Source organism: Azospirillum formosense, assembly GCF_013340925.1.
In the GTDB taxonomy this organism is placed as follows: Bacteria; Pseudomonadota; Alphaproteobacteria; order Azospirillales; family Azospirillaceae; genus Azospirillum; species Azospirillum formosense.
In genome coordinates this window covers 1-22,711 of the sequence record NZ_WHOR01000019.1, presented here as the reverse complement: position 1 = coordinate 22,711, position 22,711 = coordinate 1, and the positions used below count along the sequence as shown (strand labels likewise).

The 22,711-nt window shown below is 67.0% G+C and carries 19 protein-coding genes; 5 read left to right on the top strand and 14 right to left on the bottom strand.

What is annotated here, in order from left to right; genetic code table 11:
• Positions 1 to 26: 26 nt before the first annotated feature.
• From GBZ26_RS04620 to GBZ26_RS04610, 3 genes are all read right to left on the bottom strand, one after another.
• Entirely contained in the window at positions 27 to 1,793 is a 1,767-nt protein-coding gene (locus GBZ26_RS04620; protein ID WP_174437812.1) for a sensor histidine kinase, read from the bottom strand.
• A gap of 131 nt (positions 1,794 to 1,924) precedes the next feature.
• On the bottom strand, positions 1,925 to 2,527 hold the full coding sequence (locus GBZ26_RS04615) for a response regulator transcription factor (RefSeq protein ID WP_174437811.1): 603 nt from the start codon (positions 2,525 to 2,527) through the stop codon (positions 1,925 to 1,927).
• Positions 2,520 to 4,571, bottom strand: a complete 2,052-nt coding sequence (locus GBZ26_RS04610) for a sensor histidine kinase (protein WP_343207204.1) — start codon at positions 4,569 to 4,571, stop codon at positions 2,520 to 2,522. Before GBZ26_RS04610 ends, GBZ26_RS04615 begins: the two co-directional genes overlap by 8 nt.
• Positions 4,572 to 4,700: 129 nt before the next feature.
• On the opposite strand from GBZ26_RS04610, the gene GBZ26_RS04605 reads away from it, so the two are divergent.
• From GBZ26_RS04605 to GBZ26_RS04595, 3 genes are all read left to right on the top strand, one after another.
• A complete protein-coding gene (locus tag GBZ26_RS04605) occupies positions 4,701 to 5,711 on the top strand; it encodes a TRAP transporter substrate-binding protein (protein ID WP_174437810.1) in 1,011 nt (336 codons plus the stop codon).
• A gap of 122 nt (positions 5,712 to 5,833) precedes the next feature.
• The gene (locus tag GBZ26_RS04600) at positions 5,834 to 6,520 is read left to right on the top strand and encodes a TRAP transporter small permease (RefSeq protein ID WP_174437809.1); all 687 of its coding nucleotides are present in this window, start codon (positions 5,834 to 5,836) and stop codon (positions 6,518 to 6,520) included.
• The gene (locus GBZ26_RS04595; protein WP_174437808.1) at positions 6,517 to 7,815 is read left to right on the top strand and encodes a TRAP transporter large permease; all 1,299 of its coding nucleotides are present in this window, start codon (positions 6,517 to 6,519) and stop codon (positions 7,813 to 7,815) included. Before GBZ26_RS04600 ends, GBZ26_RS04595 begins: the two co-directional genes overlap by 4 nt.
• Before the next feature lie 91 nt (positions 7,816 to 7,906).
• Here the strand turns inward: GBZ26_RS04595 and GBZ26_RS04590 are convergent, their stop codons facing one another.
• From GBZ26_RS04590 to GBZ26_RS04580, 3 genes are all read right to left on the bottom strand, one after another.
• The gene (locus GBZ26_RS04590; RefSeq protein WP_174437807.1) at positions 7,907 to 8,275 is read right to left on the bottom strand and encodes a zinc ribbon domain-containing protein YjdM; all 369 of its coding nucleotides are present in this window, start codon (positions 8,273 to 8,275) and stop codon (positions 7,907 to 7,909) included.
• A 120-nt stretch (positions 8,276 to 8,395) separates the two neighbouring features.
• The gene (locus tag GBZ26_RS04585) at positions 8,396 to 9,994 is read right to left on the bottom strand and encodes a methyl-accepting chemotaxis protein (protein WP_174437806.1); all 1,599 of its coding nucleotides are present in this window, start codon (positions 9,992 to 9,994) and stop codon (positions 8,396 to 8,398) included.
• Positions 9,995 to 10,054: 60 nt separating this feature from the next.
• Positions 10,055 to 10,810 carry a type 2 periplasmic-binding domain-containing protein gene (locus GBZ26_RS04580; RefSeq protein WP_174437805.1) on the bottom strand — a complete coding sequence of 252 codons (756 nt, stop codon included), beginning with the start codon at positions 10,808 to 10,810 and terminating at the stop codon, positions 10,055 to 10,057.
• Between the two features lie 223 nt (positions 10,811 to 11,033).
• Between GBZ26_RS04580 and GBZ26_RS04575 the strand changes: the two genes are divergently transcribed.
• Both GBZ26_RS04575 and GBZ26_RS04570 read left to right on the top strand, forming a co-directional pair.
• Entirely contained in the window at positions 11,034 to 13,085 is a 2,052-nt protein-coding gene (locus GBZ26_RS04575; RefSeq protein ID WP_174437804.1) for a molybdopterin-dependent oxidoreductase, read from the top strand.
• Between the two features lie 117 nt (positions 13,086 to 13,202).
• Entirely contained in the window at positions 13,203 to 14,297 is a 1,095-nt protein-coding gene (locus tag GBZ26_RS04570; RefSeq protein ID WP_174437803.1) for an NAD(P)H-dependent flavin oxidoreductase, read from the top strand.
• A gap of 10 nt (positions 14,298 to 14,307) precedes the next feature.
• Here the strand turns inward: GBZ26_RS04570 and GBZ26_RS04565 are convergent, their stop codons facing one another.
• The 8 genes from GBZ26_RS04565 to GBZ26_RS04530 form a co-directional block, all read right to left on the bottom strand.
• Positions 14,308 to 15,345, bottom strand: coding sequence for a GGDEF domain-containing protein (locus GBZ26_RS04565; RefSeq protein ID WP_174437802.1), 1,038 nt, complete (start codon positions 15,343 to 15,345; stop codon positions 14,308 to 14,310).
• Positions 15,346 to 15,465: 120 nt separating this feature from the next.
• Positions 15,466 to 15,978, bottom strand: coding sequence for a pentapeptide repeat-containing protein (locus GBZ26_RS04560; RefSeq protein ID WP_174437801.1), 513 nt, complete (start codon positions 15,976 to 15,978; stop codon positions 15,466 to 15,468).
• A gap of 80 nt (positions 15,979 to 16,058) precedes the next feature.
• Complete coding sequence (locus tag GBZ26_RS04555; protein WP_174437800.1) at positions 16,059 to 16,553, bottom strand: thioesterase family protein; 495 nt, start codon at positions 16,551 to 16,553, stop codon at positions 16,059 to 16,061.
• 71 nt (positions 16,554 to 16,624) lie between these two features.
• Positions 16,625 to 17,227, bottom strand: a complete 603-nt coding sequence (locus GBZ26_RS04550; RefSeq protein ID WP_174437799.1) for an AidA/PixA family protein — start codon at positions 17,225 to 17,227, stop codon at positions 16,625 to 16,627.
• A 105-nt stretch (positions 17,228 to 17,332) separates the two neighbouring features.
• Positions 17,333 to 17,839, bottom strand: coding sequence for an inclusion body family protein (locus GBZ26_RS04545; RefSeq protein ID WP_174437798.1), 507 nt, complete (start codon positions 17,837 to 17,839; stop codon positions 17,333 to 17,335).
• Between the two features lie 299 nt (positions 17,840 to 18,138).
• On the bottom strand, positions 18,139 to 21,630 hold the full coding sequence (gene metH, locus GBZ26_RS04540; RefSeq protein ID WP_174437797.1) for a methionine synthase: 3,492 nt from the start codon (positions 21,628 to 21,630) through the stop codon (positions 18,139 to 18,141).
• Positions 21,631 to 21,693: 63 nt separating this feature from the next.
• On the bottom strand, positions 21,694 to 22,167 hold the full coding sequence (locus tag GBZ26_RS04535) for a DUF29 domain-containing protein (protein WP_174437796.1): 474 nt from the start codon (positions 22,165 to 22,167) through the stop codon (positions 21,694 to 21,696).
• A gap of 53 nt (positions 22,168 to 22,220) precedes the next feature.
• Positions 22,221 to 22,711 (bottom strand): methylenetetrahydrofolate reductase (locus GBZ26_RS04530; protein WP_174437795.1); only part of this gene is annotated, 491 nt, incomplete at its 5' end.

The window sequence follows — 22,711 nt, the reverse complement described above, 5'->3', positions numbered from 1 at the left end:
CGCCACGCGCCCTTCACCGGGCCGCATCATTCCGCCTTGAACAGCAGGACAGCCTCGCGTTCGGCCGGCGGGATGGTGGGCGACAGGGTGCCCGGAAGGATGATGTTCACCACCGTGCCTTCTCCGGGGGCACTGCTCAACGTCAGCCGCCCGCCGTGGGCTTCCACAAAACGTTTGGCGAGCGGCAACCCCAGCCCCGTTCCGGAATGGGCCTTGGTCATGTAGTTGTTCACTTGGCGGAAGGGCTCCAGTGCGATCTTGATGTCCTCCGGTGACATGCCGATGCCGGTATCGGCGACCGTCACCGTCACGGAGCCATCCCCTCCACGCGTCGCTTCCACGCGAACCCACCCCCCCAGGGGCGTGAACTTGATGGCGTTGGACAGCAGATTCAGGACGGCCTGCCGCAACCGGATGGCGTCGGCCGTCACCGTGAGGCCGGGTTCGACGGGGGAGCATTCCATCCGCACGCCCTTCTGACAGGCCAGCGCCTCCAACAGCTCGACGCATTCGCTCAGCAGGACGGCAACCCGAACCGACTCCGGATAAAGCTCCAGGCGCCCCGCCTCCACCTTGGCCATATCCAGCACGTCGTTGACCAGCGATAGCAGATGCTGACCGGAAGCGTGGATGCTGGCGATGTATTCCTGGTGCTTCGGTGGGCTTGGGCCGAACAGACCCGACAGCAATGCCTCGCTGAAGCCGATGATCGCGTTCAGCGGCGTGCGCAGTTCGTGGCTCATGTTCGCCAGGAAATCGGATTTTGCGAGGTTGGCGGCCTCCGCATGTTCCTTCTCCGCCTCCAGGCGGCGGCGCTGCTCCGCCAGCATGGCTTCGCGGGCCTGACGGGCCTCGCGTTCCGCGTGGCGGCGGCGCCGGACATGGCGCGTCACCACCAGCGACAGGACCAGCGTTGCCAGACCGGCCCCCGCCGCACCGGCCAGGATGGTGGTGCGCGTCCGGTTCAACTGGTCGCTGATCTGCTCGAACGGGACGGCCACGATGATGGACCAGCCGGTCTGCTGCGACCGGTGAACGAGAACCAGCGCCTTGTGCCCCTCCCGCGTCGTCGCCGAAAACAGTTTCGGATGCTGTTCGACGAGCCGGGGAACCATCTGATCCCTGACCTTCTGGCCGACATGCAGGTCGGGGTCGTGGGACCGCGCGGCGATGACCATGGACGGATCGACGACCGACACCGTCCATGCCTGAGGGATTCCCGATCCGCGCAGCACCGCGGCCAACCCGTCCAGCCCGACCGCCAGCGACAGGACGTGCCGGACGGACGCGCCCGGATGGCCTTCAGGGTCCAGGATCGGCGCACGAACAATCAGCGCCGGACGCCCCGGCGGCCCGCCCGGAGGCAAAACCCCGCCGACCACCGTCCGCTGCGTGGCGACCACCTGTCGGGTCACCTCGTCCAGACGCGGCGGTGGCAGGGGGGCGCCCAGCGGGTATTGGGTGTGGAAGCGGAGGGACATATCCTCCACCCTCACCATTCCAATCGCCAGCCAGCCCGGTTGGCTGCGCACGGCCTCCGCGGCCTGCGACTTCAGCAAGGCGAGATCGTCCACCGTGTCACGGCTCAGTGCGGCCAGAAGCTCCAGTGGGCGGGCCTTGCTTTCCAGCTCCCGGTCGATGGCGACCATCACGGAACGGGCCTGCGCCGCCAACTCCGCCTCCAGCACATCCTGCTGCCGGATATCCAGAATCCAGACCACCACCGCCAGGAAGAGCAGCAGCGGGGCAATGGCGGCCAGCCCCAGGCCAAGCGTCGATGAGGGCAGGCGCAAGACACTCTCCGACCTTTGACGGAAACGGAACGGCGTCCGGATTGGAAAGAGGAAGACGGTGCGCTTCCCACCCCAATGGGTCGCCCGCAACGGTCCGCCTGTCAAGCCCGTCGGTTGCCCTCCCTCTTCCCTCACCCCACCGTCGCGAGTATGCGGGCCAGTTCCACCGCCGTCTTGACGCCCATCTTCTCGAAGACGTGGGCGCGATGCACCTCGACGGTCCTCATGCTGATCCCCAGTTCGTCGGCGATGACTTTGTTCAGCTTGCCGGCGACCACCAGACCCATCACCTGCCGTTCGCGCTGGGTCAGGGTCGCCAGGCGGGCGGCCACACCGGCCTGGCCGGCCTGTCTCGCCCGCTCTCCGGCATCGAAGGCCAGCGCCTCGATCACCCGGTCGACGAGGTCGTTGTCGTTGAAGGGCTTCTCCACGAAGTCGCGGGCGCCCTTCTTCAAGGCGGACACGGCAATGGGCACGTCGCCATGGCCGGTCAGGAACAGCACGGGCATCCGGCAGCCCATGGCGGACAGCCGGTCGAACAATTCCAGGCCGCTCATGCCTTCCATGCGGATGTCGAGCAGAAGGCAGCCGGCCATGGCGGGATCGTAGTCGGCCAGGAACGCCTCCGCCGACGGCCAGGAGGCCACCGGCACGTTGCGCGATTGGAACAGCCAGCCCATGGCGTCTCGGATCGCCTCGTCGTCGTCGACGATGTGCAGCTTCGGCTCACACATCGGCCGCTCTCACGTCATGGGAGTCCGCCGCGCCCGTCGCCGACGGCTCCGACAGGACCGGCAGGGAGAAGAGGAAGACGGTGCCGCCCTCCGGCGCGGGCTCGAACCACAGGCGCCCCTGATGGTGTTCGATGATGGACCGGCAGATGTTCAGGCCCATGCCCATGCCCTCGGTCTTGGTGGTGAAGAAGGGAGAGAACAGTTTTTCCGCATTTTCGGGCGAAATGCCACAGCCGCGGTCCTGGATGCGCGTCAGGACCGACCCGTCGACCTCCTGCACCGTCACGCTCAGCCGGCGGCGGTCGCGACGGGCCGCCGCCATCGCTTCGATTCCGTTGCGCATCAGATTGACCACCACCTGTTGGAGCAGGATGCGGTCGGCCATCACCGTCGGCAAACCCTGCCCCATCTCCAGCACCAGCCTCACCCCCTGCTGGCGGGCGTCGGCCTCCATCAGCGCCACGCAATCCTCCAGCACCTGCGACAGGCAACAGGGTGCGACGTTCGGTTCGCTCTTGCGCACGAAGTCGTGGATCCGCCGGATGATCTGGCCGGCCCGCTTGGCCTGCCCGGACAGCTTCTCAAGCGCCGTCGCCAGTTCGTCCGGCCGGATGCTGCCGGCCTGAAGGCGGTTGAGGCAGCCGGTGCAGTAGCTGGCGATGGCCGACAGCGGCTGGTTCAGCTCATGCGCCAGGGTGGAGGCCATTTCGCCCATGGTGATGAGCCGGGCCGTCTGCTGGAGCCGTTCCTGCTGTTGGCGGGCCAGTTCCTCCGCCCGCTTGCGCTCGGTGATGTCGAGGACGGAGCCCATCCAGCCGGTGTGCCGCCCCTTGGCGTCGATCAGCGGGGCCTCGTAGATCAGCGCTTCGAACCGCTCGCCGTTGGCGCGGCGGAAGCGCAGCTCGAAGCCGTTGGCCGGCGCGTTGCCGGCCAGGACGGCACGAAAGACCTCCTCGGTGTGGACAAGATCCTCGGGCAGCCAATAAGGCATGACCGGCCCCGCCCCCACCAACTCCTCCGCCGTCCAGCCGACCATCCGGCAGAAGGCCGGATTCACATAGATGATCCGCCCTTCCAGATCGCGGGCGCGCATGCCCACGGTCAGGCTGTCCTCCATCGCCTTGCGGAAGGCGTGCTCGGCGCGCAGGGCCTCCTCCGCCCGGATGCGCCGGGCGATGTGGCGGCGCACCGCCCACAGGCTCCACAGCGCCGAGACGGTCAGCGCGAAGATGGCGGCGATCAGGATGTTGCGCCCAAGGTTGCCGGACAGCTGATGCAGCGTGGCGACCAGGGTCAGGCCGTGCCCCGGCGGATCGAAGGGCACGACGTGGCTGCGCCGAGGTTCGGGCATGGCAATGCGCGACTTCGTCCCCAGCACCGCTCCATAGGGGTCGATGACCTCAAGCTGGTAGCGCTGGGCGAACCACCAGGGAACGTGGTGGGTCAGCAACGCGTCGATCGACAGCACGCCGGCGAGCGCGCCGGCAAACTCCTGCCCGCGGAAGATGGGAATGACGATTTCGAAGGCGGTGTCCGTGGCCCCCAGCCGGTAAGGCGCCGAATAGGCGCGGCGGCCCGAGGAGCGGGCGATCAGGAAGGCGTCGGCGCGCGGGCTGGGGCCGAAGGCGTCGTCCAGCACCGGCCCGTCGTCCACCGGCGGTTCCGACCGCACCGGCCGCCCCTGCGGGTCCAACCGCACCACGCGCTGGATTGCTGGATTCACCGTCACGATGTGGCGCGCCATCACCGAGTAGTTCACCGGTGTGGTGTCCTCGCGCCCCAGCGATTCGGCGAGATACTGCAGCTTCTCTTCGTCGGAGGTGAGCTGGAAATGCAGGTTCTGCTCCACCCACAGCACGTCCTTGATGAGGGTGAGAGTTTCCTCCTCCCGCTCGCTGCGGTGGAGCACCCACAGGAAGACGCCGAACAGAAGGACGACCAGCGCCATCGCCACGATGGGCATCGCCTGCACCGGGCCGCGCTGGCCGAGGCCATGGGCGGCGCTGGCCGCACCGCCGGTCATAGGGGGGAGAGGTGTTGGCACGGCAACCAATATGTCACGTTCACAGCTACGGATTTCCACAATAGCGTCGGGGGAGAAATTATCGAACAATGAAAGAATATCAAAGGTCGGACCATCAGTCTGACCAACAACAAGTGGAGGATGACCCCTATGAAGTTCGTTTCGCTGCTGTGCGCCACCGTCGCCGCCGGCTGCCTGATGGCCGCCACCGCCGCCACCGCGCAGGAGCCGATCGTCATCAAGTTCAGCCACGTCGTCGCTCCGGAGACCCCGAAGGGCAAGGGCGCCGAGAAGTTCAAGCAGCTGGCCGAGCAGCGCACCGGCGGCAAGGTGAAGGTCGAGGTCTATCCGAACAGCCAGCTCTACAAGGACAAGGAGGAGCTGGAGGCCCTGCAGCTCGGCGCCGTGCAGATGCTGGCCCCGTCGCTGGCCAAGTTCGGTCCGCTGGGCGCCAAGGAATTCGAGATCTTCGATCTGCCCTACATCTTCCCCTGCAAGGCCGCCCTGGTGAAGGTCACCACCGGCACGATCGGCAAGCAGCTGTTCCAGAAGCTGGAGAACAAGGGCATCACCGGTCTGGCCTATTGGGACAACGGTTTCAAGATCATGAGCGCCAACAAGCCGCTGCACGCCACGGCGGACTTCAAGGGCCTCAAGATGCGCATCCAGTCCTCGAAGGTGCTCGACGCGCAGATGCGCGCGCTCGGCGCCCTGCCGCAGGTGATGGCCTTCTCCGAGGTCTATCAGGCGCTGCAGACCGGCGTCGTCGACGGCACCGAGAACCCGCCGTCCAACATGTACACCCAGAAGATGCACGAGGTGCAGAGCCACGCCACGCTCTCCGACCACGGCTATCTGGGCTACGCGGTCATCGTGAACAAGAAGTTCTGGGACGGCCTGCCGGCCGATGTCCGCACCGAGCTCGACGGTGCGATGAAGGAGGCGACCGAATACGCCAACAACATCGCCCAGGAAGAGAACGACAAGGCCCTTGAGGCGATGAAGGCCGCCGGCAAGACCAAGTTCTACGAGCTGACCAAGGACGAGCGCGCGTCGTGGCGCCAGGCCATGCTGCCGGTCCACGAGGACATGGCGTCGCGCGTCGGCAAGGAACTGCTGGCGAGCATCAAGACCGAGACCGACGCCGCCAAGTGCGAGTAACACGGTTCGGCTAACCGGGCGGCACTCCCGCCCGGTCTTCTAAGAAAAGAAAACGAAAGCACGGCCTTCGGCAAGCGCCCGCGCATACGACGCGGGCGCTTCCTCCTGCGCGCGGAGCCACCATGCCCATGAAAATCCTAGACCATCTGGAGGAGATTCTTATCGCCTTCCTGATGGCCGCGGCGACGACGATCATCTTCGTTGCCGTCGTCCACCGTTACGCGTCCGGCATCCCCGTCATCCAGGACTACATCCTGCATTGGAATCTGGCCTGGGCGCAGGAACTCTGCATCTACATGTTCGTCTGGATGGCCAAGTTCGGCGCCGCCTACGGCGTCCGCACCGGCATCCATGTTGGTGTGGACGTGCTCATCAACAAGCTGTCCGTCCCGATGCGGTCGAAGTTCATCGTGTTCGGCCTGCTGGCCGGCGCGACGTTCACCGGCGTCGTCGGCACGATGGGTTCCACCTTCGTCTGGCACATGTCGGACACCGAGCAGGTCTCGGCGGACCTGGAATGGCCGATGTGGATCATCTATCTGGCGATCCCGATCGGCTCCTACCTGATGTGCTTCCGCTTCCTTCAGGTGATGGTGAACTTCCTGCGCACCGGCGAGCTGCCGCACCACGACCACGGCCATGTCGAGGGTCTGGAGGAGGACACCACCGACCCGCAGCGCGCCGCGCAGGACGTCAACTGGTTCGAGATGGACGACAACCTGCACCCGCACGACATCGCCCATCACGAGGGCCGCAAGCCCGGAAACGGCCCGGCCGCCGGTAAGGGACCGAAGGAGAACGACCGATGAACGCCGCCATCATCTTCGGCCTTCTGCTGGTTCTGATGCTCACCGGCATGCCGATCTCGATCTCGCTCGGCCTGACGGTTCTGACCTTCCTCTTCACCATGACCAACGTGCCGATCGAGGCCGTGGCGCTGAAGCTGTTCACCGGAATCGAGAAGTTCGAGATCATGGCGATCCCGTTCTTCATCCTGGCCGGCAACTTCCTGACGCACGGCGGCGTGGCCCGGCGCATGATCAACTTCGCCACGGCGATGGTCGGTCACTGGCATGGCGGCCTCGGCCTCGCCGGCGTGATGGGCTGCGCCCTGTTCGCGGCGGTGTCCGGCTCCAGCCCGGCAACGGTGGTGGCCATCGGCTCCATCGTGCTTCCGGCGATGGTCGCCCAGGGCTTTCCGAAGCAGTTCGGCGCCGGCGTCATCACCACCTCGGGCGCGCTGGGCATCCTGATCCCGCCGTCCATCGTCATGGTGATGTACTCGGTCGCCACCAGCGGCAGCCCGCACGCCGCCTCGGTCGGCCAGCTCTTCATGGCGGGCGTCATCCCCGGCCTGATGCTGGCGGCGGTCTTGGGCGGCGTCACCTGGTACCGCGCCCGCAAGTTCGGCTATCCGCGCCTGCCGAAGGCCAGCGTGGGCCAGCGCCTCAAGGCTCTGCGCGAGGCGATCTGGGGCCTCCTGCTGATCGTCATCGTCATCGGCGGCATCTATTCCGGTATCTTCACGCCGACCGAGGCCGCGGCGATGAGCGCCGTCTACGCCTTCATCATCGCCGTCTTCGTCTACAAGGACATGCCGTTGCGCGGCGTGCCGAAGGTGCTGCTGTCCTCGGCCAGCATGTCGGCCATGCTGCTCTACATCATCACGAACGCGGTGCTGTTCTCGTTCGTGCTGACCTCGGAGAACATCCCGCAGGCCATCGCCGACTGGATCGTCGGCCAGGGGCTGGGCGTGATCGCCTTCCTTCTGGTGACGAACATCCTTCTGCTGATGGCCGGCAACTTCATGGAGCCGTCGTCGATCGTGCTGATCATGGCGCCGATCCTGTTCCCGGTCGCCATCAAGCTGGGCATCGACCCCGTGCATTTCGGCATCATGATGGTCGTGAACATGGAGGTCGGCATGTGCCACCCCCCGGTGGGCCTGAACCTCTACGTCGCGTCGGGCATCACCAAGATGGGCATCACCGAGCTGACCGTGGCCGTCTGGCCGTGGCTGCTGGCGATGCTGGGCTTCCTGGTGCTGATCACCTACGTGCCGATCATCTCCACCTGGCTGCCGCGCGCGCTGGGGATGATGTAATCCCTCGTCCCCGGGCGAAGGCCCATAAGGAAAACCCCTCGCCGGAGCGCTCCGGCGAGGGGTTTTCTCTTTTCGGAGAAGCCGGAGGACGTCACGCCTTCTTGACGAATTCCGACTTCAGGTTCATCGCGCCGATGCCGTCGATCTTGCAGGCGATGTTGTGCCCGTCGGCCCCGTCGACCAGACGGATGTTCTTCACCTTGGTGCCGCCCTTGACGACCAGGGACGAGCCCTTGACCTTCAGATCCTTGATGACCGTCACGGCGTCGCCGTCGCTCAGCGCGTTCCCGTTGGCGTCCCGCACCCCCTGATCCGCCGCCGCCTCCGCGCCCGCGCCCGCGCCCGCGCCGCCTTCGGCCTGCGGGTTCCATTCATGGGCGCATTCCGGGCAGATCCACAGCATGCCGTCCTGATAGACATGCTCGGAGTTGCATTTCGGGCACTTCAATCCGTCGTCCATATCATCCTCGCCGTTCGGGAGCGGCATCCTAGTGCGGCGAGGCGAAATCCGGAAACGCAACTTGCCCGCGGCGGGCAATTCCACCCACCGCGAGCAAGTTGCGTGTCATCTTAAGGCCGCTTACGCCGCCTTGATCGAGGCCAGGAACCTCTGCACCTCGTCGCGCAGGTCGACGAAGCGCGCCTGGAGGGTCTGGGCGACCTCCACCGACTCGCGAGCCGCTGTCGCCACCTCCGACGAGGCATCGGAAGCCACGGCGATGCTGCGGGTCACGGTGTCGGCCTCGCCGGCCACGGTGCGGACCTTCTCGGCGATTTCGCCGGTCGCGGCCAATTGCTGCTGGACCGAGGCGGCGATCTCCGCCGAGCGCTGGCTGAGCTGGCCGATGGTTTCGGTGATGGCGCCGATGGCGGACACGGTTTCCTGGGTCACCGACTGGATCGCGCCGATCTGGGTGGCGATCTCCTCCGTCGCCTTGGCGGTCTGGCTGGCCAGATTCTTCACCTCGCTCGCCACCACGGCGAAGCCCTTGCCGGCCTCCCCGGCCCGCGCCGCCTCGATGGTCGCGTTCAGGGCCAGCAGGTTCGTCTGTCCGGCGATGGAGGTGATGAGGCTGGTGATCTCGCCGATCTTGGCGGCGCCGGCGGCCAGCGCCTCCACCGTCTTGCGGCTGGCGTCGGCGCGGTCGATGGCCTGGGCGGACATGGCGACCGACTGCTTCACGCTCTCGGCGATGCTGCGGATCGACTGGGTGAGCTGCTCCGCCGCCGCGCTGGCGGTCTGGACGGTGCGGCTGGTCTCGTCGGCGGCGCCGGCCACCGAGGCGTTGCACTGGTCGGCGCGCAGCGCGCTCTCCAGCATGCTGCCGGCGCTGCCCTTCATCTGCGAGGCGGCGGTGGAGGCCTCGCCGACCGTCGCCTGGACCGAGCGGTCGAAGGCGGCGGCGAGGCGGGTCAGCCGCTCGCCCCGCTGCGCCTCCTCGGCCTGCCGGGCAAGCTTCTCGGCTTCGAGCTGCTGGCGGTGCTGGGCGTTCTGGCGGAGCATGTCGATGGTGCGGGCCATCGCCCCCATCTCGTCGCGGCGGTCCAGGGCGGGCACGGCGACCGCGTAGTCGCCCTGGGCCAGCCGTCCCACCATCGCGGTGATCTGCATCAGCGGACGCGTGATGGCAGAGACCACGAGGTAAAGCGCCGCCATGATGGCGAGAAAGGCAACCGCGCCGACGGCGATCTGGGTCACCGCGTCGGCGGTCACCCGCGCCTCCACCCGGTCAGTGCGCAGGCGCAGGACGAATTCGCCGATGGTCTTGCGCTGCCCGGCCTGCCCGCCGACGATGGGTGTCACCACCTCGATGAAGCCCTTCGCGGCCTTGGTGTCACCGACCTCGGCAACCACCTTGGCCTTGTCGTCGCGCACCTGGGCGCCGAGGAAGTCGGGATCGGAGGACGGCGCCTTGGCAACCTCGCGCACCTGCTCGGTGTCGAAGTCGAAGAGCGGAATCGCCGCGGCGCGGGCCTGAAGCGAGGCCACCATGTCGGCGCGCGCCGCCAGCGTCTCCTTCGCCTGGTTCGCCGAGCTGTGCACGCCCCAGGCGATGGCCAGCACCTGATAGACCAGCAGCACGCCGCCGATCAGCAGCAACGCCCGCAGGCGCAGCCCCAGACCACCACCTTGATTCCCGCTGTCCTGCGTCCCGTCTGCCGCGCCGCTGACCGTCATGATCCGCCCTTTTCTCTTGCTGAACAATCGGTTGCCGATCGGTCGGCGCCCGTCCCGGCGCTATTGGGTCGCCTTGAACCCGGCTTCGAGCTTCGCCAGAACCGCCGCGGCGTCCGGGGTCTTCTTCGACACCACGATGTAGACGTCCAGGCTCTGGACCGGCGTCGCCTTCAGGTCGGCGAGCGTCTTCCCGCCCAGCGCCTGCTGCATGGGCAGCGAGTATTGCAGCAGCGTCGGCGCCCGTCCGGCCTGGAGGAGTTGAAGCGCCTGATCGGCGGTGCGCGCGTCGACCAGCTGCACCTTGTTGGCCGGGTCCTCCATCCAGGCGCGCCAGCCGCCGTAGGAATAGCCGTTCAGCGCGATGACCGCCTTGCCCGACAGATCCTCCTTCGCCTTGACCGCCGGGGCTTCGCCCATGCCGTAGGCGTTCAGCTCGATCCGGGCGATCGGGGCAGCACTGATCAGCGTGGAGCCGTCGAATTCCTTGACCGTGCGGATGCCCAGGAAAATGTTGAACTCGCCGTCCGCGATGCCGGAGAAGAGACGGCGGGCCGGGGCCGATTCGGCGGTGTAGGCGATCCCGGCCGCCTTGGCGGCTTTGTCGAACGCCTCGATCAGGCTGCCCTTCGCGGCCCCGCCGTCGGTCTGGGTGTAGGGTGGGAATTCCACATAGCCGAGCTTGACGCCGTCGGCCCGCGCCGTACCGATCCCCGGAGCGGCCATGCCGGCAACGGCTCCGACCATGGCACCGAACAGGCTGGCGAACACCCCGGCCCGCAGCGTCCGCCGGGCGCTCCCGGCAACAGTCGCGATCATACGGCTTCCCCTTGCTGTGTCGTTCCGCACTCGCGGCGGCCCAACTGCCGCCTTATGCGAGTATTTTTCGGAAAACATACATCTTTCCGCGACGCGCCTCCACAAGGATAGGGCTGCAATATTGAAATCTGATGGCGGTCCTTAAACATTCCTGACCGGTTGCGGAAAGCCGTAAGCCGGACATAAGCTGACCGCCGCTTTCCCAGCGCCGAGGCGTCCTTCCGTGAACTCCGTCTTCCTGCCGACCGCCTGCCCGCACGACTGTCCCAGCACCTGCGCTCTCGAAGTGGAGCGGGTCGCGCCGGACCGCATCGGCAAGGTCCGCGGGGCCGCCGCCAACAGCTACACCGCGGGCGTGATCTGCGCGAAGGTCAGCCGCTACGCGGAGCGCGTCCATTCCCCCGACCGGCTGAGGACCCCCTTGCGGCGCACCGGCCCCAAGGGCTCCGGCCAGTGGGCGGAAATCGGCTGGGACGAGGCGCTGGACCGCATCGCCGACGCCTTCCTGGACGCCGAGCGGGTCCATGGTGCGGAAGCCGTCTGGCCCTATTTCTACGCCGGCACCATGGGGCTGGTGCAGCGCGGCGGCATCCAACGGCTGCGCCACGCGAAGGGCTATTCCCGACAGATCAGCACGGTGTGCGACACGCCGGCCAATATGGGCTGGCTGGCCGGCCATGGCGACATTCGCGGCGCCGACCCCCGCGAGATGGCCGACAGCGACCTGATCGTGAACTGGGGCGGCAACCCGGTGGCGACCCAGGTCAACGTGATGACCCACGTCAGCCGCGCCCGCAAAGGCCGCGGGGCGAAGCTGATCACCATCGACCCCTACCGCACCGGCACGGCGGAGGTGTCGGACCTGCACCTGATGCTGCGCCCCGGCACCGACGGCGCGATGGCCTGCGCGGTGATGCACGTCCTGTTCCGCGAGGGGCTGGCCGACCGCGCCTATCTCGACCGCTACGCCGCCGGGGCGGATCGGCTCGAAGCCCATCTCACCACCCGCACGCCCGAATGGGCGGCGGCGATCACCGGCCTGACGGTGGAGGAGATCGTCGGCTTCGCCCGGCTCTACGGCACGACCAAACGCAGCTATCTGCGGCTGGGCTACGGGCTGACGCGCGCCCACAACGGGGCGGCGCAGATGCACGCGGTGTCCTGCCTGCCGGTGGTCACCGGCGCCTGGGCGCACAAGGGCGGCGGGGCGCTCTACTGCTCGTCGGGCATCTACAGCATCGACCGCACCCTCTCGGAGGGGCTGGACCGGCTGGACACGTCGGTGCGCGGCTTCGACCAGTCGCGCATCGGCGCGGTGCTGACAGGCGAGGACATCGCCGGCGGTCCGCCCGTCACCGCCATGCTGATCCAGAACACCAACCCGGCGGCGATCTGTCCGGACAGCGCCCGCGTGCGCCGCGGCTTCCTGCGCGACGACCTGTTCGTGGCGGTGCACGAGCAGTTCATGACCGACACGGCGCAACTGGCCGACATCGTCATCCCCGCCACCACCTTCCTGGAGCACGACGACCTCTACCGTGGTGGCGGGCAGATGCACATCCTGATCGGCCGCAAGGTGATCGAGCCGCAGTTTGAATCGCGCGAAAATCACTGGGTGATTTCCGAGCTGGCCCGCCGCGTCGGCGCCGAGCATCCCGGCTTCGGCATGAGCGCGCTGGAGATCATCGATTCCATGCTGAAGACCTCCGGCCTGACCGACGCCGCCACCCTGACGGAGCAGCGCTGGATCGACGCCCAGCCGGATTTCGAGACCTCGCATTTCCTGAACGGCTTCGCCTTCCCGGACGGGCGCTTCCGCTTCGCGCCGGATTGGGCGGCGCTCGGCCCCTACGGCGCCGGCCAGTTGCCGGAGTTCCCGGACCACATGGCGCCGGGCCGCCCGGCCGACGCGGAGCATCCCTTCCGCCTCGTCACCGCCCCGGCGCGGCAGTTCCTCAATTCCAGCTTCACCGAGACGGTGACGGCCCAGCGCCGCGAAGGCCGCCCCACCGCCCTGATCCATCCGGAGGACGCGACAGACCTCGCCCTGGCCGACGGCGACGCCGTTCGCCTCGGCAACGGGCTGGGCAGCGTCGTCGTCCACGCCAAGCCCTTCGCCGGGGTGCCGCGCGGGGTGGTGATCGTGGAAGGCATCTGGCCGAACAGCGCCTTCCTGGAAGGGATCGGGATCAACACCCTGACCTCGCCCGAGCCGATCCCGCCGGCGGGCGGTGCGGCCTTCCACGACACGGCGGTGTGGCTGCGCGCCGCCTGAGCCCACTCCGGCACCCATCACCGGACATGATCCGTCCCATCTGAACAAATCATTTTTCACGATGGCCGGACTGTCCTAGCCTCCCTCCGCGGATCACCGAAAGCGGAGGGCGGCGCGATGCCGGTTCACACCACACTGACCCAGCGCCTGGGCCTGTCCAACCCCATCGTCCAGGCCCCGATGGCCGGAGGCGCCGACACGGCGGACCTCGTCGCCGCGGTGGGCGAGGCGGGCGGCGTCGGCTTCGTCGGGGCGGCCTATCTGTCCCCGGAGCAGATCGCCGAACGGGCGCGGGCGATCCGCGCCCGGACCTCGCGTCCCTTCGGAATCAACCTGTTCGCCCCGCTGCCCGCGCCCGAGGCACCGAGCGCCGGGAGGATGGACGCGGCGGTCGCCGCCATCGCGTGTTACCACGCCGATCTCGGCCTGCCCGCTCCCGGAACACCGGCCGTGGGAGCCGACGGCTTCGCCGCTCAATTGGCGGCGGCGCTGGACTGCGGGGCGTCGGCCTTCAGCTTCACCTTCGGCATCCCGCCCGCCGACGCGCTGGCCGCCATCAAAGCGCGGGGCATGCTTTTGATCGGCACGGCGACCGGCGTCGAGGAAGCCATTGCGCTGGAACGGGCCGGCATGGACGCCGTGATCGCCCAGGGGGCCGAGGCCGGCGGGCACCGCGGCAGCTTCGCCATGGGCCCGGGCGAGGTGGACTTCGCCGCCGGACTGGTCGGCACCATGGCTCTGGTTCCGCAGGTGGCGGACGCGGTGACCCTGCCGGTTCTGGCCTCCGGCGGGATCATGGACGGGCGCGGCATCGCGGCGGCCCTGGCTCTGGGCGCCGCCGGTGTGCAGATGGGCACCGCCTTCCTGACCTGCGCCGAGGCCGGCATCCCCGAGGCGCACAAGCAGGCGATCCTCGACGCCCGCGAGACGCAGACGCGGGTGACCCGCGCCTTCTCGGGCCGCCCGGCGCGCGGGATCGTGAACCGGGTCATGGAGGACATCGCGGACGGCGACGCCCTGCCCTTCCCCCTTCAGAACACGCTGACCCGCCCGATGCGCACCGCCGCGGCGCAGCAGGGGCGCGCCGAGTTCCTCTCGCTGTGGGCCGGACAAGGCGTCCGTCTCGCGCGGCGGCAGACGGCGGCCGAACTGATGGCGCGGCTGGTGGATGAAACCGACGCCACGGTCCGGCGCCTGGCGGGAATCATCTGACGGGTGGCGGTCAGTCGGCCACCGTGGCCTCCGCGCAGACGCGGTTCCGCCCACCGCGCTTGGCAGTGTAGAGCGCCTCGTCGGCGCGGCGCAGCAGGGCCAGCAGATCCTCGCCGGGCCGATATTCCGCCGCGCCGACCGACAGGGACACCGATCCGTAGTTGGCGTTGCGCGTCCGGTTGATGATCTGCCGCGACCCCACCGAGGCGCGAAGCTGCTCGGCCACCTTGATGGCGTTGGCAAGCGCGGTGTGGGGCAGGATGACGCTGAACTCCTCCCCGCCGTAGCGGGCGACGGTGTCGCGCCCCTTCACCCCCTCGGTCAGCACCTTGGCGACCAGCTTCAGCACATGGTCGCCGACGAGATGGCCGTGGACGTCGTTGAAGCGCTTGAAATGGTCGATGTCCACCATCAACAACGTCATCGGCATCCCGGTCTGCATCGCCTCCTCCGCGGCGGAGGCCAGCGCCAGATCGAAGCCGCGCCGGTTGACGATGCCCGTCAGCCCGTCGGTCATCGCCTCGCGACGCGCGGAATCCAGCACGACGCGCAACTCGGCCAACTGCTGGCTGGATTCGAGGAGCTGGCTCTGCAGACGGGTCTGGCGATCCACGATGGCGGTCGTCTCCGCCGCGATGGCCGCCACCATGGCGCGCAGCTCGGCCAGGCTCATCGGCTGGTCCAGTTCCCCCCGGAAACCGGCCAGCGCCTGCCCGTAGCGGTCGGTCTCCGACCCGACGCTGCCCAACTGGTCGAGGATGCGCCCCAGAGCGACGCGCGCGCGTTCCGACGTTTCGCGGATGGCCTGGGCCTCGGCATCGAGCGTGAAGAAGCGTTTGTACAGCTCGTCGCAATGACCTTGCGACAGCGTGGCGCCGTCGCGCTGGGCCAGTTCGATGGCCCGCGTCAGGTCCGGGTTCTGCCCACCGAAATAGGCGTACCAGAGCGTGAAATTTTCCGGATTCGGCAAAAGCCCATGGACGGAGATCCGATCCATGGCGCGGCTCGCGAGAAGCCGCGCCGTCTCGAAATCCTGATCGCCCGCCATCGTGCCCCGCCTTTCCACTACGCTTTGAAAAAAAGCTACCGCAGCGGGAAAGAGACGGGCAAGCGACTTTCCAGATGGGTCATTATATTACAATTGAGAGGAAATTTACTTCCGAATTCCTCAGTTGCACTGACCTACGGATTTCTCGGCGCACACCGTCGTGCCGTCGATCCAGGTGGCGCCCGACAAATCGGCGTGCCGCAGGTCCGCACCGCCCAAACGCGCCCCGGTGAAGTCGGCCTTTTGCAGGATGGCGTTCACCAGCTTCGCGTTGCGCAGGTCGGTTTCCTTCAGGGATGCCCCGGTCAGATCCGCCCGCGTGAAATCGGCCTCGATCAGGCGGGCGCCGTCCAGTTTCACCCCCGGCATGGTGGCGCTGAAGAATTTCGCGCGATAGCCGTCGGTTTCCGACAGGTCGGCGTCCTTCAGCGTCGACCGCTGGAAGGTGGCGTCGCGCAGCATCGCCCCGGCCAGCTTCGCAGACGACAAATCGCGCCCGTCGAAATAGCAGCGGCGCCAGTTCACCTTCGGCTGCGCCGGGTCGGTGCATTCGGCCAATGCGGCAGTGGGGACCAGGGCTGTGCCCAGGAAGGTGGCAAGTACCGCGAAGGCGGCGAAAATTGTCGTCTTCATGCGCCAACAGATAGTGTCGCAAGGACCGAATAACAAAGGGTCCGACGCAACAAAAGGCGGTGGCGGGCAGCGACTTACCGTCACGCCCCCTTCGGCGTCCGCAGCCCGACCGAACGCCCGGCCTGCGGCGGGATCGGAAGAACGGCGTGCTCCGCCACGGTGCGGGCCAGCCGCTCCGCGGTTTCCGGAGCCAGCGGTGCCGAACGGCGCTCCGCCAGATCGACATGGAGCAGAACAAATTCCGCCGTGGCGGCGAGGAATCCGTCCTCCTCATGGCGCATCTCGTGGAACAGATGCAGCCGCTTGGCGTCCGCGCCCAGGACCAGGGACGTGAAGGTCAGCCCGTCGCCCTCCGTGACCTCGCGGGCATAGGTCAGGTGCGCCTCCACCGCGAACATCGACCGCCCCTCGCCCTCCGCGTAGGCCTTGCCGATCCCGAAATGGTCGAGCACGGCGTCGGTCGCGTGATCGAAGGCGAGCAGGTAATAGGCCACATTCATGTGGCCGTTGTAGTCGATCCACTCCGGGCGGACGGTTTCCCGGTGCAGGCGAAGCGGGGTGGGCGAATGGTTCATGCCCTCAAGGATAAGCGATGCCGCCACGCTTTGGGAACCGGCTTGCGGCCTCTCGAAACATGGCATGTGTCCTAGGCGTTTTCGGCCCCACCATCCCCGGAAGTCCCGTCCGTTCCCCTCCCGGCTCCCCCTTTTCCCGCCGCTCCGTTGCCCTCCGCCGGTGAGGCGAAGGTGAAGGCGGTTGGCAACCGGCAGTAACCGCGGACGCTGCCGCCACGGTCGGCGAGCATGAAAAGGACTTCGAATTCCGCACGTCCCTCGCGACCGACCCGACCAGACCAGAAGGAATGGTTCACTTTCTGGAACCCCGGCTTTTCCAAAGCTTGCGGATCGGGCAACGGCGAAGAGACGGACCGGTTCTTCACCTTGCGGAAGGCCAGCACCTTTTGCTTCCTGCCCAGCGGATCGATGGCATAGGGAAGAACATACTCCTGCCCATAACCGCCCAGGCCAACCATGCGAAGCCGAAGCTCGGCACCGGCCTCACACGTCAGGCGCAACCCACCGGCGGAGCGCGTCGGGTCACCGTGACATTTCCGGACGATGGCGAAGGTCAGGCCGGGCTCGACCACCATGGGGTTTTCCAAGGTGGTTTCCTGCTTCGACACCCGCTCCAACAAAGCATCCGTGTCCACCACGAGGAGGATGTCGATGGGTGAAGGCAATGCGGTCATGGCGTTTTCTTCGTTTGGGGCGTGGCGCGTCCGGCGCCCGTCGTGCCGTCCCGGCATCCAACCTCTCCGGGCTCCCGCAGGAACCCGGAGAGACGCGTCAGACGCTCAGTTGGAAATGGTGATGTACGGGTCCCACTTGCAGTAGCCCTTCACCTGCCCGTAACGGTCGGTGATCATGAAATGGAAATGATAGGTGACCCGGCCGGTGTCGAGAGCGATCGAGTTCCAGAAGAAGTCCTTGATGGTCTCGAAGTTCGGCGTGGTCAGATTGCCGGGATTGGGCACCGGCACCGTCACGGTGGACAGCAGCGCCTGAGGCGGGGAAATCAGGTTCGCCCCGCCGGTCGGCACGAAGGCGTACATCAGCGCCGAGTCATCCGAACTCAGCGTCAGCGTCGCCTCGCGCCAGCGGATGACGTCGTTCACCGAGGCCTTCAGATTCAGCTCGCCGCCGGCCTGGCCGGAAATGGCGTTGGCGCCGTTGGTCACCATGTAGATGTATTTCGCCGAAATCGCCGTCGGGTTCTTCGGATCACGGGAAAGATTCTTGTAATCATTCAGAATGCTTTCCGTATCGAAGGTGATAAGAACGTTGGTAATCCGCGCGCCCATGTGATTCTCCAAATCTTTGATTTTGCGATAGCGATAATCACCGAATGCACACATCTGCATTACGTTTTGTATTTTCTATTGATCATCGCTGAGAAAGATACTCCACTTTATAACCAAACTGAGTCTAGAGGGAATCTTGTTTCAAGACTCTATTTTTTGATTTCATATTCATAATTCATACACCTGAATTCTTGCCGGATTCATTGACAGTGCACCAAAGAAAAAGCCCGCCCCAACGAGGGGCGGGCTTGTCTTTTGCCGCGGCGACAGCTCCACCAGGATGGTGGAGCAAACCGGACTCACACCGAGAAGTATTTGGCGCGCGGGTGGTGCAGGACGATGGCGGACGTGCTCTGCTCCGGGTGGAGCTGGTGCTCGTCCGACATCTCCACGCCGATCCGCCCGGCGTCGAGGAGCGTCAGAAGCTGCTCCTGGTCGGCGAGGTTCGGGCAGGCCGGGTAGCCGAAGCTGTAGCGGCTGCCGCGGTAGGCCTGCTGCAGCAGCTTCTCCTTGTCGCGGCTGTCCTCGGCGCCGTAGCCCAGCTCGGCGCGGATGCGGGCGTGGACATACTCCGCCATCGCCTCGGTCATCTCCACCGACAGGCCGTGCAGGTAGAGATAGTCCTGATAGCGGTTCTCGGCGAACCACTCCCGCGCCACCTCGGCGCAATGCTGGCCCATGGTGACGATCTGCAGGCCCAGCACGTCGCGCTCGCCGTCGTTCACGTCGCGCAGGAAATCGGCGATGCACTCGCCGTCCTCCTTGGCCTGACGCGGCAGGGTGAAGCGGGCGACCTCGCTGGTCCCGTCCTCGGCGAACAGGATGACGTCGTCGCCGTCGGCCGCCGCCTTCCAGTAGCCGTAGACCGCCTGGGGCCGCAGGATCTCCTCCTTCGCGGCGATCTGAAGAATACGGTCGAGCACCGGGCGAAGCTCCTTCTTCGCCCACTCCTTGAACTCCTCGAAGGACTTGCCGTCCTTCCGGTAGCCCCACTGGAGCTGGTAGAGCATGCGCTCGTTCAGGTAAGTCACCAGCGTCTTCAGCGGCACATGATCGATGACCTTCGGCCCCCAGAAGGGCGGCGTCGGCACCGGCACGCCTTCGGCCAGACGGGTGCGACGGGCGCGCGCGGCATCCTTGTCCACCGGGCCGACGGTGGCGCTCGTCGCCTGCCCGAGCACGCGGCGGCGGTTGACCGCCCGCCCCGCCCGCTTGGCCTGCTGGATGGCGAGCTGCTGGTCGAAGCTGCCGCCCACCACCTGATCCATCAGGGTCAGCCCGTCGAAGGCGTCGCCGGCATAGGCCACGCGGCCCGAGCCGTAGGAGGCCACGCAGTCCGTCTCCACATAGGCGCGGGTCAGCGCGGCGCCGCCGAGCAGGACCGGAACCTCCAGCCCCTCGCGGGTCATCTCCTCCAGATTCTCGCGCATGACGACGGTGGACTTCACCAGCAGGCCGGACATGCCGACCGCGTCGGCCTTGTGCTCCTTCGCCGCCTGGATGATCGCGCCGACCGGCTGCTTGATGCCGAGGTTGACGACCTTGTAGCCGTTGTTGGTCAGGATGATGTCCACGAGGTTCTTGCCGATGTCGTGGACGTCGCCCTTCACGGTGGCCAGCACCATGGTGCCCTTCTGCTGGCCGTCCAGCTTCTCCATGTGCGGTTCCAGCCACGCCACGGCGGCCTTCATGGTCTCCGCCGATTGGAGCACGAAGGGAAGCTGCATCTTGCCGGCGCCGAACAGCTCGCCCACCACCTTCATGCCGTCGAGCAGGTAGGTGTTGATGATCTCCAGCGGCGGGTGGGTCTTCATCGCCTCGGCGAGATCGTCCTCCAGCCCGGTGCGGTCGCCGTCGACGATGCGCTCCTTCAGCCGCTCCTCGACCGTCTCGGCGCGGGCCTTCTTCTTGGCGTCCGCCGCCTTGCGGCCCTCGAACAGCGCGATGAAGGCCTGGAGCGGGTCATACCCCTCCGCGCGGCGGTCGAAGATCAGGTCCTCGGCGGTCTTGACCTCCTTTTCGGGGATCTGGTGCAGCGGCATGATCTTCGACACATGCACGATGGCGCCGGTCATGCCGCGCTTCACCGCATGGTCGAGGAAGACCGAGTTCAGGACGTGGCGGGCCGCCGCGTTCAGGCCGAAGGAGACGTTGGACAGGCCCAGGATGATCTGGCAGCCGGGCATCTCGCGGCTGATCGCCTCGATGCCCTCCAGCGTCCAGATGGCCAGCTTGCGGTCGTCCTCGTTGCCGGTGGCGATGGTGAAGGTCAGCGGGTCGAACAGCAGGTCGTGGGCCGGCAGGCCGAACTCGTTGACCGCGAGGTCATAGAGGCGCTTGGCGATGGCGAGCTTGCGCTCCGGCGTCTTCGCCATGCCCTCCTCGTCGATGGTCAGAGCGATCACCGCCGCGCCGAACTTCTTGGCGAGTGCCAAGCGCTTGCGGGCCGGCTCCTCGCCGTCCTCGAAGTTGATGGAGTTGAGGATCGCCTTGCCGCCGTAGAGCGCCAGCGCCTTCTCCAGCACGATGTATTCCGTGGAGTCGATGACGAGCGGCGCGGTGACCGAGCCGGCGAAGCGCTGCACGACCGCCTTCATCTCCGCCACCTCGTCGCGGCCGACGAAGGCGGTGCAGACGTCGAGCGTGTGCGAGCCTTCCTTCACCTGCTCGCGCGCCATCTCGACGCAGCCGTCCCAGTCGTTCTTCTCCTGAAGCTCACGCCACTTCTTGGAGCCGTTGGCGTTGCAGCGCTCGCCGATGGCGAAGAAGGCGTTCTCCTGGCGCAGCGTGACCTGGGAGTAGAGCGAGGCGACCGCGGGCACCCAATGGACCGTGCGGCCCTTCGGGTTCGGGCGGTGCGAGCCCGCCGGGGCCAGCTTGCGCAGCATCTGGTTCGCCGCCGCGATGTGCGGGACGTTGGTGCCGCAGCAGCCGCCGACGAGGTTCACCCCGTCCTCGGTCACGAAGCGCTCCAGCCAATGGGCGAAGTCGTCGGCGCGCAGCGGGTAGTGCGTCTTGCCGTCGACCAGCTCCGGCAGGCCGGCGTTCGGCTGTACGGAGACGAGGCCCGGCCAGTTCTGGGTCAGCCACTTGACGTGCTCGCTCATCTCCAGCGGGCCGGTGGCGCAGTTCAGGCCCATCAGCGGCACGTCGAGCGACTGGATCACCGTGGCCGCCGCGGCGATGTCGGTGCCGACCAGCAGCGTGCCCGTGGTTTCCACCGTCACCTGGACGAAGACCGGCGTGTCGCTTCCCGCCTCGGCGCGGGCGCGCTTGATGCCGTTGACGGCGGCCTTGATCTGCAGCGGGTCCTGGCAGGTCTCGACCAGGATGGCGTCGGCGCCGCCGGCGATCAGGCCGGCCGCCTGGACGAAGAAGCTGTCCTCAAGGTCCTGGTAGGGGATGTGGCCCAGGCTGGGCAGCTTGGTGCCCGGCCCGACCGAGCCGATGACGAAGCGCGGCTGCCCGTCCGTGAAGGTCTCCGCCGCCTCGCGCGCCAGTTCGACCGCGCGCTGGTTGATCTCGAACGCCTTCTCGGAGATGCCGAACTCGCCCAGCGTCACCGGGGAGGCGCCGAAGGTGTCCGTCTCCACCATGTCCGCGCCGGCCTCGAAATAGCCGCGGTGGATCTCCCGTACGATGTCCGGGCGCGAGAGCGGCAGGATGTCGGTGCAGTTCTCGTGCCCCCAGTAGTCCTTCTCCACGTCGAGGTCGAGCGCCTGGATGCGGCTGCCGAACCCGCCGTCGCAGAGCAGGACGCGGTCGCGGAGAGTGTCGAGAATGTGCGGCATGGGAAGATCGGGTCCGTTTCGGAAGGAAGGTCGGGCGGAAAGGGTCAGGAGGTTGTCAGCGGTTCACTCAAGGCCATGGCGGTTCGTGGGCCACCAGTCGTGATCAAGCACCTGCTCCAGCGTGTAGGGGCAATCCTGTGGGACGGCATCTTCGGACATTCCATCCCGGGCGAGACCAAGGACGGCCAGACGGCGGGCGTCCCGGTGGGCACGCGCAATGTCGATTTTCCGGCGCAGGCTGGGGCTGGCGTCGATTTCATCCCAGGCGGCGATGCGGTGATTGACCACCGACTCCCGCCACCCCAGCCGGGGGGCGGGCGCGGGGGAATGTTCGAGCTTCAGAAGATGCTCGATCACCCGTTTCAGCGCGCTGCCAAGCGCCTTGGCATCCGAACGCCCCATGTCCTCGATCTCCTCCGCCACGTGATCCCAGTCGATGGGCGTGTTGAGGCGTTCGCGGGCGGCTTCGCGGAGAAGGCGGGCCTGTTCCTGGGTCCAGGCGTAGAAGTCGTCGTCATAGCCGATCCGGCTGTCCATGGCTCTTCCTCCGCGACCGCGATCATCCGCAACACCCTAGCACAGGGGGGCGGTCAGGACACCGCCGGCTGCTTCGCCTTCACGCCCAGCATCCGGCAGATGGCCACCGTCAGGTCAGAGCGGTTCAGGGTGTAGAAATGGAACTCCTTGATGCCCTGGGCCTGGAGCGCCTGGCACTGCTCCGCCGCCATGGTCGCGGCGACGAGCTGCCGGGTTTCCGGATCGGCGTCCAGCCCCTCGAAGGTCTCGGCGAAGCGCTGGGGCATCGCCGCTCCGCACTTGCCGGCGAACTCGACCGCGCGGGCGAAGTTGGTGATCGGCAGGATTCCGGGCACGATCGGCACCGTGATGCCGGCGGCGGCGCAACGGTCGAGGAAGCGGAAATAGGCGTCGTTGTCGAAGAAGAATTGGGTGATCGCCCGCGTCGCCCCGGCGTCCACCTTGCGCTTCAGGTTGTCCAGGTCGAACTGCGCGCTCGGAGCCTCCGGATGGGCCTCCGGATAGGCGGCGACGGAAATCTCGAAATCGGCGACCTTCTTTATCC

Coding starts and splice junctions, on each gene's coding strand:
- GBZ26_RS04585 (WP_174437806.1), bottom strand. CDS start 9,994: ATGACGGTCAGCGGCGCGGCAGACGGGACGCAGGACAGCGGGAATCAA.
- metH (WP_174437797.1), bottom strand. CDS start 21,630: ATGCCGCACATTCTCGACACTCTCCGCGACCGCGTCCTGCTCTGCGAC.
- GBZ26_RS04600 (WP_174437809.1), top strand. CDS start 5,834: ATGCCCATGAAAATCCTAGACCATCTGGAGGAGATTCTTATCGCCTTC.
- GBZ26_RS04570 (WP_174437803.1), top strand. CDS start 13,203: ATGCCGGTTCACACCACACTGACCCAGCGCCTGGGCCTGTCCAACCCC.
- GBZ26_RS04555 (WP_174437800.1), bottom strand. CDS start 16,553: ATGAACCATTCGCCCACCCCGCTTCGCCTGCACCGGGAAACCGTCCGC.
- GBZ26_RS04565 (WP_174437802.1), bottom strand. CDS start 15,345: ATGGCGGGCGATCAGGATTTCGAGACGGCGCGGCTTCTCGCGAGCCGC.
- GBZ26_RS04550 (WP_174437799.1), bottom strand. CDS start 17,227: ATGACCGCATTGCCTTCACCCATCGACATCCTCCTCGTGGTGGACACG.
- GBZ26_RS04595 (WP_174437808.1), top strand. CDS start 6,517: ATGAACGCCGCCATCATCTTCGGCCTTCTGCTGGTTCTGATGCTCACC.
- GBZ26_RS04535 (WP_174437796.1), bottom strand. CDS start 22,167: ATGGACAGCCGGATCGGCTATGACGACGACTTCTACGCCTGGACCCAG.
- GBZ26_RS04545 (WP_174437798.1), bottom strand. CDS start 17,839: ATGGGCGCGCGGATTACCAACGTTCTTATCACCTTCGATACGGAAAGC.
- GBZ26_RS04590 (WP_174437807.1), bottom strand. CDS start 8,275: ATGGACGACGGATTGAAGTGCCCGAAATGCAACTCCGAGCATGTCTAT.
- GBZ26_RS04615 (WP_174437811.1), bottom strand. CDS start 2,527: ATGTGTGAGCCGAAGCTGCACATCGTCGACGACGACGAGGCGATCCGA.
- GBZ26_RS04580 (WP_174437805.1), bottom strand. CDS start 10,810: ATGATCGCGACTGTTGCCGGGAGCGCCCGGCGGACGCTGCGGGCCGGG.
- GBZ26_RS04605 (WP_174437810.1), top strand. CDS start 4,701: ATGAAGTTCGTTTCGCTGCTGTGCGCCACCGTCGCCGCCGGCTGCCTG.
- GBZ26_RS04560 (WP_174437801.1), bottom strand. CDS start 15,978: ATGAAGACGACAATTTTCGCCGCCTTCGCGGTACTTGCCACCTTCCTG.